Here is a 15,658-nt window from a genome sequence, read left to right as displayed (position 1 = left end):
TGGTGATTTATATGTGCATTTACGAAAGAAGGAAGCATGGCAGCCTCTCGGTATAATCAAGACCGTCGGTACCAAACTAACTATTGGGACTCATCTGCACCGCACCATACTCTCAATAGTCAAATGCTTAATAATACTCGTAAAATCATTTGCATGGCAATTATTGCCGTTCTAGCCTTTTTAACTACAATAATCGCATCCGTATGGCTTGACTTTTCTTCTACCATTAGTTCGCGCGTTATAAAAACCATCTCAACAAGCACCAAACAGATTCAGTCAATAGACCCTAATGCTGGTAAAACTATTAATATTCTTGTTCTTGGTCAAGATACTCGAGAAGGTAAGAATCGCGCTTTTCAGGGCGGCGGAGAAGACGAAAATCATCAATCAGACACAGCAATGATTGTTCAAATCAGCGCAGATAGGTCTTATATAAACATTGTTTCAATTCCAAGAGATTCAATGGTTAAAGCCGCATCGTGCAATACGTCTAAAGGCAGAATTCCAGCTAGACGTAAAGTTATGTTTAACTCGATTTTCGCACTTGGATACGCTAAAGGAGGCGACTTAGCAAGTGCAGCATCATGTACGCTTGCAACAGTAAACGAGATTACTGGATTAAACATAACAGATTTTATTGTTGCAGACTTTAGCGGTTTAAGCGATATGATTAATGCGATTGGCGGAGTAACCTTGTGCATTCCTGTAAACACTAGGGATTACTACACGGGCGTTAATCTAAAGCGCGGACTCCAACACCTTGATGGCGTGCAAGCAACACAATACGCAAGAATGAGGCACGACAGCGCAAGCGACGGAAGCGATATTATGCGAACAACGCGCCAGCAATATCTTCTTAAGCAACTTATTCATCAAGCGCTATCTAAGAATCTTCTAACACAGTCGGGCCAACTTTATCAACTTGCAAAATCAGCTCTAAAGTCACTTAATATGAGCCAGGGTCTTGCAAACCCTACAACACTGGTTGGTTTAGCTGCAAGTCTTCGTAATCTAAAACCTTCGAACATTTACGCGCAAACAATACCTATTGCGACCGACCCATACGATGAAAATCGTGTTATTTTAGACGAAAGTGCGCAAGACGTTTGGGATTTAATGCAAAAAGATAAGCCTTTAACTAAAGATTTAGGCGAAAAATCAAGTAAAAGTGAAAAGTCTTCAAAAAAGAACTCAAAGAGCAGTAAAAAGTCTGATTCTAAAGAGAACTCCAATTCGTCTAGTGCAGATTCTAACGACTCTGCGGAGTCTACAAATTCTGGCGAGAATAGCCTTAATTCCTCTAATTCCTATGCAGATTCAAATGCAGTTAAAATTGGGCGCGTGGATCCAAAAACTGGATTAGCAAAAGACAGCTTAGGCAGACTTATTGATCCAAATAGCGGCGGAATCGTTAACCCAGAAGACGGAACAATAAGAAACCCGCAAACTGGTCACTACATGGGAATTGCAGATAAATACCTAAATAATACAGTATGCGCTGTTCCAAAAGGAAAATAACGCGCTTATAAAACTTTGTTAAAGCGTTTATAACTACGTTGCTTTATAATGCCATTGTTAGTTTTTAGCAATAAAAATAAACAATAAGCAAGCAATAACAAGCTATAAGCAAAAACAAGCTTACAGATAAACGCTGAACGTTAAACATTAAACGCTGAACGATGAACGCAATCAAATTTGCAAAATGCTACGGGAGGATAAATGAGCCAGCAACGTCCAGAAGACGCTTTGGGGAATCAAAATAATCCACCTAGCTTTGTTCCATCGAATAAACACAACAAAAACGCAAATTCAATACCGAGTTTTCCGCCTAAGAATGCACACAATAACGCGCATAAAAACAACGAACCAAACAAGCAAGAAACTATTCAGCGCGCACCGTCGTTTGAGCCAAAGCCTAGAAAAGTAAACCAAAATTCACAAAGCTATCGAGCACAAAATCACAGAGCACAAGGCTACAGCTCGCAATACTACCCCGAACAAAATCAACGTTTGAGTCAAAATAATGCAAGTGCATCTAGCTTTACTCCAAACAGAATCCAAAACTTTAGTCAAAATGAAATTAGGCCAATAGCAAGTAATTCTTCTGTTGGAGCTCTTGCTTTTAGAAAAAAACATCGCTTACTAAAGTATTTATCCTTGCTTTTAGTAATAATATTGATTCTTGTAGGAGCAAGCGGCGTTTTATCTTGGAACTGGATTGACTCTCAAATTAAGCGAGATAATTGGCTAACGGATACTCCAGATACTCAAGAAACAACTTGGCTAATCCTGGGATCGGATCAGCGAGAAGGCGAAGAAGCAAAAGAAATAACTGGATTTAGAACAGATACGATTCTTGTTTTAACAAAACCAGTAAGTGGGCACAGCTCCTTAATATCCATTCCAAGAGACTCGCTAGTTTCTGTAAACGGCCAACAGATGAAGATTAACACAGTTGCACAAGATCTTGGAAATAGAGCACTAACAAAAACTGTTGAAAAAATTACGGGTCACAAAATAGACCACGTTGCAGAAATAAAATTCGCAGGACTTACAAACGTTGTAAACTCACTGGGAACAATAGACTTATGCTATGATCGCACAGTTAGCGATGCCTACAGTGGACTTAATTGGACTGCAGGATGCCACAGTGTAGACGGAAACGTTGCATTAGCATTTTCTAGAATGAGATATGCGGATCCTCAATCTGATTTTGGAAGAGCTGCAAGACAGCGAATGGTAATTAGCGCAATAATGAAAAAAGCTTTATCTAGTAGCACGCTTACAAACTTTTCAACAGTAAAAGGCTTTGCAAAAGCATCGCTTGATTCTGCAACATTAGACGAAAACTCAAATCCTGGAACACTGCTGAACATGGGTCTTGCTTTTAAGGAAGCAACAGGAAAAGACGGCGTAACAGGCACAGTCTACTGGACTAATCCAGATTATTGGGTGTATTCAGTTGGATCATCCGTTTTGTTAGACGATGCTAAAAACATTGAACTATTCGATCAATTATCTGCTGGAACGCATGCGCCTGGAAACGTTGGAACGCTTGCAGAGCAATAAACATAATTTTGGCTAATCATAATTTAGCCAATTTAGCCTTTAACCACATTTATAGTTTTTACTTGCATATTTCTTAATCGCAATACACTATTGCGTTATGGAATACGAAAACAATGCAAATAATACTAAAAGCATAGCTTCAAAACCAATGTTTTGGATGCAAATAATGGCAAATATTGTGCCTATTTTAGCCAATATTGCTCTTGCTATAATGGCGTTTTTGCAAAAAAGTTGGATGATGCTTGCAATGATTGTTCCTAGCATAATGATGTATATTGCTTGCTTAATACCGCAAATTGTTCAATATAATTCAAACAAAAACAACAAAAGTTTAGTAAAGAATAATACGAATCAAAGCATTCACTTTAGCAAAACAACAGTCGACTCTCATATTAAAGGTGTTCCAGAAACTCTTGTTCCAATCAACCTAGAAGCAATGCTGATTAATAACGCAAATCAAATTGTTTCTACAAATTACTCTAAAAACATGCAAAATCGTGTTCCTCCATGGAAAAATGTTGTATACGCTTGGCTAGTGTCTTCTAAAAACTCTTTAGAAGCTCCAATCGGAATAAACAGCAGCGGTTATTTTTGTATAGATCTTGTTAAAAATGGGCCGCACGCGCTTGTAGCAGGAACAACAGGATCTGGAAAATCCGTTTTACTAACATCTTGGTGTTTGGCTTTAGCTTTTAGATACTCACCTAAATTATTGCAATTTGTGTTTATGGATTTTAAGGGAGGAGCTACATTCGATTCACTTTCTACGCTTCCACACAGCGTTGGAAACGTTGGAGACTTAAATCTTAAGCATGCTGCAAGAGCATTGCGAGGATTAGAAATGGAATTAGACAGGCGAGAAAGATTAGTTGCAAATCAAGGCTGCCACGATATTAGTCAAGTAAAACCAATCGAGCCTTCAATGGTGATTGTTATAGACGAGTTTCATGCCCTTAAAAATCAACTACCCGATTACATGAATCGCCTAATACGCATAGCTTCGGTTGGAAGGTCCCTTGGAATGCATCTTATAGCGTGCACACAAAACCCAATGGGACAAGTAAACGCAGATATGAAGGCGAATATGTCTATAAACATTTGTTTAAGAGTTAGAGACGCAATGCAATCGCACGAGCTACTCGGGTCGCAAGCCGCAGCAAGCATAAACCCAAATAAGCCTGGAGCAGCATATTGCAATACAGGAGACGGAATAGTAGCATTACAATGCTCACAAAGTCAAAATAAAAATTCGCTTATAAAAGCAATCGAATTGGCTGGAAAATTCTATTGCTACAAAACTCCTAAACAATTGTTTAGCACTCCCCTACCAAGATACTTAAATAATTCAACTCTTAATAAATATTGCAAAAACACAAAAGATAGCGAGTTTGGACTTTTAATCGGCTTAAAAGACGATGGAATTAACTTAAGCGAAGCAATTTTGCCAACAAATCTTGGAAACATAGCGATTATTGGCGGAAGCAAACGAGGAAAGTCTAATCTTATAAATGTGATTAAAAATGCGATTAGTATGCAAAGTCTAGATTCAAAAAACATTCACATTCAAGACAACGCAGACTCACTTTTGGAGCCTTTTAACAGCGACGAAAAATCTCAAGAATTCCAACACAAATTAAAAGACACTAGAACAACAGTAATATTTTGCGCTCAAAACGCAAGATACATACGCATACCAGATCAAGCGCCAGTAAGAATAATCTTCCCAACAGGCGATTCTGCAACAGACTCAATGCTTGGAATACCTACCGACTTACTAAAAACACTAAGCGTGGAAGATTATCAAACACCAGGAAGATGCATAATGGTGATTCCTGGAAAAGCTAATTTGCTGCAAATATTGAGTTTTACATAAAAATATGACTTAAATCACTCAAAAGATTAAAAAAATTTTTGTAAAAGTCTTGAAAAAAAGTTATATTCATGCTTTCCTGGAGTGCGGATAGTTTTATACAAAATCTAACAAATTTAGTCAAAACATACGCGTATTAAAAAGAGGTTATTTACTTATGAGTAGCGCATTCGACTGGCGTGCAAAAGCAGCTTGCCGAGATAAGGATCCTGAACTTTTCTTCCCAGTAGGAAATAACAGCGCATCCAATCAGCAAGTTGAAGAAGCCAAAGCGGTGTGCAGAACTTGTAATGTGGCGGACAATTGCTTAAGATGCGCTCTAGAAACAAGCCAAGATTACGGCGTTTGGGGCGGACTTAGCGAAGATGAAAGGCGCTCGCTAAAGCGTAGAGCAATGCGAGCGCGCAGAAATCAAAGCACTGAATTTTAAGTAAGAGACTACTCTACTACTCTACTCCAGGCACGCGCAGCTTAATATCTAGCAGAACGCGAGTTCCGCCTTCTCTGCGCGATTCCCACTTAACAGTGCCACCAAAATCGTTAGTAACAAAAGTGTTGATTAGCTGAGTGCCTAATCCAGATCCAGAAGACTTTGCCATTCCATGCAAGGATTCGCTTTCGATTCCGCCGCCATTGTCTTCTACAACAATACTAAGGTTGTCTCCACCACGACCAACAGAAATCGTAATATGACCTTCGCTCATTCCTTCAAAACCATGCTCAACTGCATTTGTAACAAGCTCGGTTAAAACAAGAGAAAGAGGCGTTGCATCTTGAGCTGCAAGCTTGCCGAATTTACCACAAAAATCAACCGTAATATTTTGATTTTGCGAAGCAAGTTCAATCGTCATTTTAAGCAAGCTAGAAATTACTTTGTCGAAGTCAACAACCTCATCGGCAGTCTGGCTTAAACCTTCGTGAACAAGAGCAATAGTTTGAACTCGCCTTTGAGCTTCTTCTAGCTCTTTTCTAACTTCGTACGACTTAGTTTTTCTAGCTTGAAGACGAAGCAAAGCAGAAACAGCTTGAAGATTATTCTTAACGCGATGATGAATCTCGGAAATGGTAGCGTTCTTAGTCTGAAGCTCCTTTTCTCTTCTAAGAACCTCCGTAACATCTCGGCAAAGAACAACTGCGCCAGTTCTATCGTTAGGCCCATAAAGCGGCAGCGAGCGCATAGAAACAACGGAATTATTTACTTCTAACTCACAATCAACATCTGCTTTACCGCTTAAAACTAAAGGCAAGCTTTCGGGAACAACATCGTTTGTGTGAAGAAGACGCGCTCCAAACTCGCACAAGAACTCGCCTTGCATAGTGTTTAATCCGCCAAGTCTGCGGAAGCAGCTGATTGCGTTTGGAGAAGCATAACGAACAACACCGCTTTCTTCTAAAATAATAAAACCGTCTGCAACTCGAGCATTGTGGCGCTGATTTAGCATTGAATCGTGGTACGGAAACTGCTCGCGCGCAATCATGTCAAACAACGTTTTGCCAGCATTAATGCTTTCCGTCTCGTACCTACCGTTTGATTCTCTTGTTGCAAGATTTGTTTCCCTAAGAACAAGACCAAGCGTTTTGCCGTTGTGGCGAACTGGAGCGTAAACGTTGCAAACAGTAGCTCTGCCAACAGTTCTTAAAACCGAAGAGTGGAAACTTGTTTCTTTACTCATTGCTGCTTCTAGCTCATTATGCATTGATTCGTCTAGCTTTACGCCGAGTAAATCTTCGGTTCTAAGTGTGATTGCTGTAGATGGACGGCATTGTTCTGCTACAACGTAATCGCCATTGCCATTTTGAATAACTAAAAGCAAGTCTGCAAAACTTAAATCTGCTATTACTTGCCAATCTGCTACGAGGTGATGCAACCATTCGCGATCCGAATCGTCAAAATCTGGACGCGTTGCAAGAATATGAGAAAAATCAGCCATGTTTTAATAATATAAACACGCGAATATAAACACGCGAATATAAGCAGACTAAATAAGCAGACTAAATAAACAGACCAAATAAACAGACCAAATAAACAGACCAAGATTCTAAAGTCTATTAAAGCGCGTTATAAAACAAAAGTGCAGAAGTTTTAGCTCCTGCACTTTTATCTCCATCTATTAGCTTGCACTAATACGAATCTTGCGACTAATCCAATCCAAGCTCCAAATTTCCACCTGGAATTGCGTCGAGAAGATCGCGAGTGTATTCCTTTTGAGGATGATCAAACACTTCGTCGGTTGTAGCATGCTCAACAAGTTTGCCGTGTTGCATAACAACAACCTCATCTGCAATTTGACGAACAACAGCCAAATCGTGAGTAATGAACAAGTAGCTTAATCCGCGCTCTGCTTGCAAATCGTTAAGCAGGTGCAAAACCTGATCTTGCACAAGCACATCCAAAGCAGAAACAGCTTCATCGCAAACGATTACGTCTGGGTCCAAAGCCATTGCACGCGCAATCGCAATGCGCTGACGCTGACCACCAGAAAGCTCGTTCGGGAATCGAGTCATAACAGAAGAAGGCATACGAACCATATCTAAAAGCTCGCGTACGCGATTCTGCCTGCTCTTTTTATCTCCAATCTTATGAATTCGCAAAGGCTCTTCAATAGAACGATAAATCGAATACATTGGGTCGAGCGAACCGTAAGGATTTTGGAATACTGGCTGAACATGGCGGCGGAAATCAAGCAAATCCGCGCCCTTTAAGTCAGCAATATTCTTGCCTTCGTAAGTAACAGTTCCACTTGTTGGCTTAAGAAGTCGCAAAACCATGTTTGCAACAGTAGACTTACCAGAACCGGATTCGCCTACAATTGCCAAAGTTGTGCCGCGCTTAATAGAGAACGAAACGTCATCAACAGCCTTGAAAAGCTCCTTCTTTCGAGGAAGCTTAAACTCGCGCGTTAAGTGGTCGACTGTAATAATATGCTCGCTCTTTTCAAGAGCTTGCTCGCCTACTACGTGATGCTCAAGCAAATTATCCGCGTTGCCGCCATGCTCCTTAACGGAGATGATTCGCTGAGAAGCCAAACTTGGAGCCGCTGCAACAAGTCGCTTAGTGTATGGATGCTGCGGATGTTGCAAAACGTCTAGAGATGGACCAGACTCAACAACGCGACCTTTATACATAACAACAACGTGCTGCGCGCGAGCTGCAGCCAAACCCAAATCGTGAGTAATAAACAAAACAGACGTGCCGAGCGAATCAGTAAGCGTGTGCAAATGGTCAAGAATACGCTTTTGCACAGTCACGTCTAGTGCGGAAGTCGGCTCATCTGCAATAAGCAAATCTGGTCGGCAAGCCAAGCCAATCGCAATTAACGCGCGCTGACGCATGCCGCCAGAAAACTCGTGCGGGAACTGACGTGCGCGAGTTGCAGCATCTGGCAAACCAGCTTCATCTAGCAAACCAGCAATGCGGTCTTCAACGCTTGCTCCAACAACATACTTTTTGGCGATTTCCCAAGCTTTGTCGTCATCAACGCCATACTTGATTAAATCGTCTGCAACGCGCCAACGAGTTTCGGAACCTGGAACCCACTCTTTTTTGTAGTATTCCATAGCTTCATTAAACTTTTCGGCATTCGTTTGTTCGCTAAGACCAATTTGCGCCAAAGCTTGTTTTGCTTCGTCCAATAATGCGCTCAGTTCTTTAGAGCCGAGGAAGATTTCGTCTTCGTTGCTTTTAACTTCTACAGCGTCTCCTGCTAAAGCTTCTGCAAGTGCGGAGCGCTTTTCGTGGCTAACGTCAACGCCATTTGCAAGAAGAGCTTCTTTAACTTGAGTTCCAATTCGCCAAACAGGATTAAGGTTGCTCATAGGGTCTTGCGGAACCAAGCCCATTGCCGTACCGCGCAAAGCCGCATAATCTTTAGGCTTTAGATTGCTTATTTCTTGACCTTTAAGCTTAATAGAACCACCCGTAACGTGACCTGTTCCTGGAAGCAAGCCTAAAACCGCCATTGCAGAAGTGGACTTTCCAGAACCAGATTCGCCTACGATTGCAACCCACTGACCTGGGTAAACGTTAAAGCTTGCATCGCGAACAGCGTGTACGGCCTTTTTAGAATCCGTTGTAAAGTCAACTTGAAGATTTTTGACTTCCAACAAAGGACCCTGCTCGCGTTGCATTGCAATAGTATCTACATTTTTACGTGTTGCTGTGTTCATAATCACTATTCCTCCACGCTAACTTACGCCTTGCGGCTCTTTGGATCCAACGCATCTTTTACAGCGTCGCCCATCATAATAAAGGCGAGAACGGTAATAGCGAGCGCAATAGACGGATAGAACAAGACTTCTGGATTCGTAGTAAGAACATTTCTAGCGGTAGAAATATCTACACCCCAGCTAACTGTTGTAGTTGGCAAACCAATACCCAAGAAGCTAAGTGTTGCTTCCAAAACAATGTAAGAGCCGAGAGAAGTTGTACCTACAACAATGATTGGAGCCAGCGAGTTTGGAATAATGTGCTGGAACAAGTTTCGCATTGGAGTAGAACCTAAAGCGGTAGATGCTGTGTTAAATTCAAGATTCTTGGATTCCATAACAGCACTTCTTGCGATTCGAGCAACGCCTACCCATCCAAAGAGAACCATAACAAACACGATTTTCCAAATCGACTTAGATGTGCGGAACATTTGCAAAACTACGATTGCACCTAACAGCATTGGCAAAGCCAAGAAGATGTCGGTGATTCGGCTAAGAACCGCATCAATCCATCCGCCAAAGAATCCAGCCAAAGCGCCGATTAGAGAACCAACTAACACCACTAAAGCCGTTGCTAGCAAGCCAACGCTTAAAGATGTACGTGTTCCGTATACAACTCGAGCATAAATATCGCATCCTTGCATGTCGAATCCAAACGGATGCGCAGCGGAAGCTGGCTCAAGCGAATGCTCCAAAACGCAATAATTAGGATTGTGCTTTGTAAGTGCTCCTGGGAAGAGCGCAACAAAAATAATCGCAATAATCAAAATTGCAGAAACAATAAACAATGGATTTCTGCGCAAAGATCGCCAAGCATCTGACCACATGCTTGTGGCTGGAGCGGATTCGTCTACAGAATCAACTTCTTGAAGAGGCGTATCGTCAAGAGGAGCAACATAGCGTTCCTGACCTGGCAATGTGTTGTAATTTGCATTATTTGTAGTCAAATTATCTTCCATCAAATTATCTTCCATAATGTGCTCTCCTTACGCGTAACGAATGCGCGGATCTAGAGCCGCGTACAACATGTCAACAAGAAGATTGCTGACTACAAATATCAACATAAGAAGCGTGACTATAGAAACAACAAGGTTTCCCTCTCCCTTTAGAATTCCTTGATAAGTAAGGAATCCAACGCCATGAATGTTGAAGATTGTTTCCGAGATCATTGCGCCGCCCATAAGAGCGCCCAAATCTTGACCTAAGAATGTAACAACAGGAATAAGCGAGTTGCGCAAAATGTGTCGAACAATAACGGAGCCTTCTTTTAAGCCCTTTGCACGAGCTGTACGCACATAATCAAGCGATATGTTTGAAGAAACTTCCGACCTTGTAAGTCGAATAATATACGCCATTGAAACGGATCCAAGAACTATTGCAGGAAGAAGAAGATCGTAGAATCCAGGATCATTGCTTGCAGTAACAGGCATAATATGCCACTTAACACCAAACAAATATTGGCCAATAAAGCCAGTAACAAATGTTGGCACAGAAATAAGAAGAAGTGATACAACCAGGATTACACTGTCGTACCACTTTCCTTTCTTTAAGCCAGAAATTATGCCGAAAGCTACGCCGAATAAGGCTTCAAAAGCAAACGCCATCAACGCAAGCTTAATGGTTACAGGGAATGCGCGGCCAATCTCGTCAATTACTGGCTGACCAGCAAAAGTATGGCCAAAGTCAAGAGTAAGCGCATTCTTTAAGAACAACAAATATTGAATAATAAATGGCTTATCCAAGTTATACTCGGCACGAATTTGCGCTTCTACAGCATGGTTAATTGGCTTATCGCCAAACATTGCTTTTACTGGATCTCCAGGCAAAGCAAACACCAAAGCGTATACCAACAATGTTGTGCCGAGAACCACAGGAATCATCTGCAAAACACGGCGCAGAACATATTTACCCATTGGTTTCTCCTTATATATTTACTTAAAAATTCGCATAGCACACACCCAACTTGTGGCTTGCATATTGATTTAACCCAACCTAAGTAAAAACACAAAGTGCTGCCTCGAACAGCGGATAGAATTTTGTAATTTTATTCGCCATTCGAAGGCAGCAGCACGTTTTTACATGCTATTTAATTATGGTTTACTTTTTAATAGCTACTTGATTTTGATCTTTACTTGTGGAGCTTGTAGTAAAGTGGCATATTCTGCCAATCCATTACAAAGCCCTTCAAGCTTGGAACCATAACAGCCTTAGCGTTCGAGTAGAACAGTGGGATGTATGGAAGATCCTCAAGAAGAATCTCGTTAGCTTGCTGATAAAGCTTAGTTGCCTCAGCTTGCTGAGAAGAAGCAGCCTTCTTAAGCAAAGCATCAAACTTAGGATTCTTGTAATCAGCTTCGTTAGAACCATTGCCATCTGCAGCAACAGAAGCAAATTCCTGAGTCAAGTAGTTTTCTGGGCTTGGGTAATCTGGCATCCAGCCTGCACGCCATGCACCCTTAACCTGACGCTGTTCGCATGCGTTACGGAACTCTTGGAATGTTGGAACTGGAGTTGTTTCGGCATTGATTCCAAGATGATTCTTAAGGGAGTTTACAACTGCGTCGAACACGGACTTAGCGTTGCCATCGGCGTTGTAAGTAAAGGTAAGAGGACCATCATACTTAGAGATCTTATCTGCCTTTGCCCAAAGCTCCTTAGCCTTTTCTGCATTAAACTTAAGATTCTCGTGACCCTTAAGATCTGCCTTGTAGCCTGGAGTCAAAGGAGAAGTGAACTCGTTTGCAGGAGATGCAGTGTTGTTAAGAACCTTCTTGATGATGGTTTCGCGATCGATTGCCATGGAAACAGCTTGACGACGCAAGCGGCCTTCTTCGGTAGTTACATCGAAGTGTGGCAAGGATGCAGGAATACCAAACTGCTGGATTACAGAACCTGGACGGTTGTATGCCTTAACAGTAGTATCCTTTTGGAAAGTCTTGGTTTCTGTATCTGGAATGTTGTCGGTCATATCAAGATTGCCAGACTGAACATCGCGGTAAGCAGCGGTGCCGTCGGTGTAAATCTTAAAGGTAACGCCATCATTCTGAGCCTTGCGTGGGCCTTCGTATGCTGGGTTCTTTACAACTTCAATCTGCTTGTTGTGATCCCAAGACTTAAAGAGGTATGGTCCAGAAGAAACTGGCTTTTCGCCATAAGCCTTTGGATTCTTGTAGAAGGATTCTGGAAGAGGAGCGAATGCAAGGTAACCAACCTTAATAGCAAACACAGAATCTGGCTGGTTCAAATCAACAGTAAAGGTGTACTTATCTACAACCTTTAAGCCAGAAAGCTGCTCATCGCCCTTAGCATCCTTATTTTGCAAGTCTTCGTAACCCTTAATGGTCTGGAAGAAGGAAGAGCACTTCTGAGCATTCTTAGCGTTTGCTACAAAGCTCCAAGCCTTAGTAAAGCTTTCTGCGGTGATTGGAGTGCCATCGCTGAACTTCTTATCTTTTTTAAGCTTAATAGTGTATTGGGTTGCATCCGCGTTTGGAGTCACACTCTCGGCATCTTCGTTTACAGTATTGCCCTTTTCGTCAAAAGTGACCAACGTGGAGTTGACCAATACAGCAGGACGAGCACCAGCATTCTCGTTAATGTTTCCTGGAACAAGCTCGTTCTGAGGCTCGGAGTCGTTTACGGTAATAACAACCTTGCCACCATTTGTTTGAGCGGTCTTCGAAGCAGAAGAACCGCATCCACCGAGCAGCATAGCAACCGAGCACGCAGCTGCGGCAAAAAGTAATGCCTTATTCTTCATATGTTTTCTCCTAACGTTGGGTATGGCAGGATTCCATTAATTATCACGAAAAAGTCTCATTACAAGCTTTGCAAAGCCTTTACGCTTTACAGGCTCTATAGGCTTAATAAATAAAATCCACCTAGTATTTATTGCCAGATGGATTCTTTGCAAAGCCAATAAGGAGGCCTCTTCGTTGATTAAAATTCAATGATACGGATTTTATTAAACAATGCAAGCTCAAAGTCTAAATGTAAAATTTACTGTTATTTTGCCTATAAATCGTAAAAATAACTATTATAATAGAAAAATATTAGATTAAATCGTATTTTATGTGATATTTTGCCAAGCCTTTTACATCTACAGTGATATTACAAAAATGTAAATTTGCATCTAGAATATGTAACAATCATGTTAAACGATGCAAAATATGCAACAAGATAATCAAATATTAATCAAAATAAAAAGTGGTGTAAATTCGCACCCAAACGCACGAGTTTACACCACTTAATAATTTAAGTCAAATAGCTAATCAAATCTAGTCAAATAGCTAATCAAATCTAGTCAAATAGCTAGTCAAATCTAATAGCTAGTTTGATTAAATCACTTAGCGTTATTTGTTTGATGCTCAAGAGCAGCTGCCACTAATCCAGCAAACAAAGGATGAGGCTTAGTTGGACGAGACTTAAACTCTGGATGAGCTTGAGTTGCAACATAGAATGGGTGAACACTCTTAGGAAGCTCCACAAACTCAGTCAAATTACCGTCCGGGCTTTGGCCGCTAATACGCAAGCCAGCTTCGCGCAAACGACCCTTATACGCCACGTTCACTTCATAACGGTGACGGTGACGCTCTGTAACATGCGTAGAACCGTAAAGCTCGGCAACAATAGAGCCTTCTTCAAGAGTTGCAGGATAAGAGCCAAGTCGCATTGTGTGACCCATATCTCCCTTGCCAGCAACAATATCTTTTTGCTCTTCCATAGTTGCGATTACTGGATCTCCACAATCCTTCTCGAACTCTGTGGAATTAGCATCCTCAAGCCCAAGCACGTGACGAGCATACTCAATAACCATAGATTGCAAGCCAAGGCAAAGTCCGAGCGTTGGCAAGCCATGCTCGCGAGCATAACGAAGCGCGCCAATCTTACCTTCAATGCCACGAATGCCAAAGCCGCCTGGAATAACCATGCCGTCCATTTGGTCAAGAGCTGCAGCAGCACCTTCTTGCGTTTCGCACTTATCGGCAGCAACCCAACGCACATTTACCTTAGCCCAGTTTGCAAAACCGCCAGCCTTAATCGCCTCAGTAACCGAAAGATACGCATCTGGCAAATCAATGTACTTTCCAACGATTGCAATATTCAGCTCATGCTTTGGATGATGAACGCGCTCAAGCAAATCTTCCCACTCGTTCCAATCAACATCGTGGAATGGAAGCTCAAGCTCACGAACAACGTAAGCATCCAAGCCCTCGTTGAACAAAATCTTTGGAACATCGTAAATGCTTGGAGCATCCACGCAATTCACAACACCTTCTGCATCAACATCGCACATAAGCGAAATCTTATCTTTAATGCCTTGATTAAGAGGACGATCCGAACGCAAAACTAGAGCGTCTGGAGAAATACCAAGAGATCGAAGCATCATTACAGAATGCTGAGTTGGCTTAGTCTTCAACTCATGAGCTGCAGCAATATAAGGCACCAAAGAAACGTGCACAAACATGCAATTTTCTGGACCTAAATCGCGGCGAACTTCGCGAGCAGCTTCCAAGAATGGCTGCGACTCAATATCTCCAACAGTACCGCCGATTTCCGTAATAATAACGTCTACATCGTCGCTAGCTTGCGCACGCATACGCGACTTAATCTCGCCAGTAATGTGTGGAATAACTTGCACGCATTGACCCAAATACTCACCAGCGCGCTCTTTTCTAAGCACGGATTGATAAATCTGGCCAGTTGTAACATTAGCTTTTTGACTAAGAAAAACATCAAGGAATCGCTCGTAATGACCAATATCAAGATCTGTTTCTGCGCCATCTTCCGTAACGTAAACTTCACCATGTTGGAATGGGTTCATTGTGCCTGGGTCAACATTGATGTAAGGATCAAGTTTTTGTTGCAAAACGTGAAGGCCGCGGCTTCGCAGAAGCCTGCCTAAAGACGATGCAGTAAGACCTTTTCCGAGGGACGAAACAACGCCACCAGTAACAAAAATATGCTTTGTAATATGCTCCTGAGAGTTACCATGTTTTCTTCTAACCATGGAACTCCATAGTATCTTCGAGCCTAGACGCGGGTGTTATACAATGAGCAACAGCTTCTAGCGCAAGCTTATAACCATACAGACCCATGCCTGTAATAGTGCCAGTAGCAACAGCGCTAATCACGCTTATTTTGCGGAAGGAATCGCGCGCAGAAGGATTAGAAATATGCACTTCCATCAGAGGCACTCCAGCATCCAAAACCATGTGCGCAGCATCCGCGAGCGCATAACTGTAGTGCGTAAAGGCAGCAGGATTCATAACTACTGGCGTATGCGCATCTGCAGCTTCGTGCATCCAGTGAACCATTTGAGCTTCGTCGTCACTTTGACGCACTTCTACTTGCAAGTTAAGCTTTTGCGCCCATTTTTTGCAAAGCGAGCACAACGTTTCAAAATCTTGGCTACCATAAACATCTGGCTGTCGAACGCCTAATCGCCCCAAATTCGGGCCATTTACTACCAAAACCTTGCGGATACTTATAGCGTTTTCTTGATTTTCTTGA

General features: G+C 41.9%; 11 protein-coding genes. 4 read left to right on the top strand and 7 right to left on the bottom strand.

The features are described 5' to 3' along the window. The first annotated feature begins 36 nt into the window (after positions 1-36). The 4 genes from AC1EKB_RS02995 (at position 37) to AC1EKB_RS02980 (ending at position 5,369) form a co-directional block, all read left to right on the top strand. Positions 37-1,518: an LCP family protein gene (locus tag AC1EKB_RS02995; protein ID WP_481248808.1), complete on the top strand. Its 1,482-nt coding sequence runs from the start codon at positions 37-39 to the stop codon at positions 1,516-1,518. Positions 1,519-1,719: 201 nt separating this feature from the next. Continuing rightward, positions 1,720-3,069, top strand: a complete 1,350-nt coding sequence (locus AC1EKB_RS02990; RefSeq protein WP_481248807.1) for an LCP family protein — start codon at positions 1,720-1,722, stop codon at positions 3,067-3,069. A gap of 97 nt (positions 3,070-3,166) precedes the next feature. After that, positions 3,167-4,942 (top strand): FtsK/SpoIIIE domain-containing protein, encoded by a 1,776-nt coding sequence (locus AC1EKB_RS02985; protein ID WP_481248806.1) that lies wholly within the window; start codon positions 3,167-3,169, stop codon positions 4,940-4,942. Positions 4,943-5,096: 154 nt separating this feature from the next. Further along, the gene (locus AC1EKB_RS02980; protein ID WP_415693868.1) at positions 5,097-5,369 is read left to right on the top strand and encodes a WhiB family transcriptional regulator; all 273 of its coding nucleotides are present in this window, start codon (positions 5,097-5,099) and stop codon (positions 5,367-5,369) included. A 16-nt stretch (positions 5,370-5,385) separates the two neighbouring features. Here the strand turns inward: AC1EKB_RS02980 and AC1EKB_RS02975 are convergent, their stop codons facing one another. The 7 genes from AC1EKB_RS02975 to aroQ form a co-directional block, all read right to left on the bottom strand. Then, complete coding sequence (locus AC1EKB_RS02975) at positions 5,386-6,870, bottom strand: sensor histidine kinase (RefSeq protein WP_415693867.1); 1,485 nt, start codon at positions 6,868-6,870, stop codon at positions 5,386-5,388. 208 nt (positions 6,871-7,078) lie between these two features. Beyond that, positions 7,079-9,106 carry a dipeptide ABC transporter ATP-binding protein gene (locus tag AC1EKB_RS02970; RefSeq protein WP_415693866.1) on the bottom strand — a complete coding sequence of 676 codons (2,028 nt, stop codon included), beginning with the start codon at positions 9,104-9,106 and terminating at the stop codon, positions 7,079-7,081. A gap of 23 nt (positions 9,107-9,129) precedes the next feature. Then, positions 9,130-10,119 (bottom strand): ABC transporter permease, encoded by a 990-nt coding sequence (locus AC1EKB_RS02965; protein WP_415693865.1) that lies wholly within the window; start codon positions 10,117-10,119, stop codon positions 9,130-9,132. A gap of 12 nt (positions 10,120-10,131) precedes the next feature. Then, complete coding sequence (locus AC1EKB_RS02960) at positions 10,132-11,058, bottom strand: ABC transporter permease (protein ID WP_004131972.1); 927 nt, start codon at positions 11,056-11,058, stop codon at positions 10,132-10,134. 215 nt (positions 11,059-11,273) lie between these two features. Further along, positions 11,274-12,905 (bottom strand): peptide ABC transporter substrate-binding protein, encoded by a 1,632-nt coding sequence (locus AC1EKB_RS02955; RefSeq protein WP_481248805.1) that lies wholly within the window; start codon positions 12,903-12,905, stop codon positions 11,274-11,276. Between the two features lie 582 nt (positions 12,906-13,487). Further along, entirely contained in the window at positions 13,488-15,155 is a 1,668-nt protein-coding gene (locus AC1EKB_RS02950; RefSeq protein WP_480032294.1) for a CTP synthase, read from the bottom strand. Continuing rightward, the gene (aroQ, locus tag AC1EKB_RS02945; RefSeq protein WP_481248851.1) at positions 15,148-15,630 is read right to left on the bottom strand and encodes a type II 3-dehydroquinate dehydratase; all 483 of its coding nucleotides are present in this window, start codon (positions 15,628-15,630) and stop codon (positions 15,148-15,150) included. Before aroQ ends, AC1EKB_RS02950 begins: the two co-directional genes overlap by 8 nt. Between the last annotated feature and the right edge of the window lie 28 nt (positions 15,631-15,658).

The organism is Gardnerella sialicivorans subsp. sialicivorans (assembly GCF_056746795.1).
This window is presented reverse-complemented; position numbering and strand designations above follow the sequence as displayed.

What these genes read in the sequence shown, in the direction of transcription:
- AC1EKB_RS02985 (WP_481248806.1), top strand. Translation starts at nt 3,167, where the DNA reads ATGGAATACGAAAACAATGCAAATAATACTAAAAGCATAGCTTCAAAA.
- AC1EKB_RS02970 (WP_415693866.1), bottom strand. Translation starts at nt 9,106, where the DNA reads ATGAACACAGCAACACGTAAAAATGTAGATACTATTGCAATGCAACGC.
- AC1EKB_RS02965 (WP_415693865.1), bottom strand. Translation starts at nt 10,119, where the DNA reads ATGGAAGATAATTTGATGGAAGATAATTTGACTACAAATAATGCAAAT.
- AC1EKB_RS02955 (WP_481248805.1), bottom strand. Translation starts at nt 12,905, where the DNA reads ATGAAGAATAAGGCATTACTTTTTGCCGCAGCTGCGTGCTCGGTTGCT.
- AC1EKB_RS02975 (WP_415693867.1), bottom strand. Translation starts at nt 6,870, where the DNA reads ATGGCTGATTTTTCTCATATTCTTGCAACGCGTCCAGATTTTGACGAT.
- AC1EKB_RS02960 (WP_004131972.1), bottom strand. Translation starts at nt 11,058, where the DNA reads ATGGGTAAATATGTTCTGCGCCGTGTTTTGCAGATGATTCCTGTGGTT.
- AC1EKB_RS02950 (WP_480032294.1), bottom strand. Translation starts at nt 15,155, where the DNA reads ATGGTTAGAAGAAAACATGGTAACTCTCAGGAGCATATTACAAAGCAT.
- AC1EKB_RS02980 (WP_415693868.1), top strand. Translation starts at nt 5,097, where the DNA reads ATGAGTAGCGCATTCGACTGGCGTGCAAAAGCAGCTTGCCGAGATAAG.
- AC1EKB_RS02995 (WP_481248808.1), top strand. Translation starts at nt 37, where the DNA reads ATGGCAGCCTCTCGGTATAATCAAGACCGTCGGTACCAAACTAACTAT.
- AC1EKB_RS02990 (WP_481248807.1), top strand. Translation starts at nt 1,720, where the DNA reads ATGAGCCAGCAACGTCCAGAAGACGCTTTGGGGAATCAAAATAATCCA.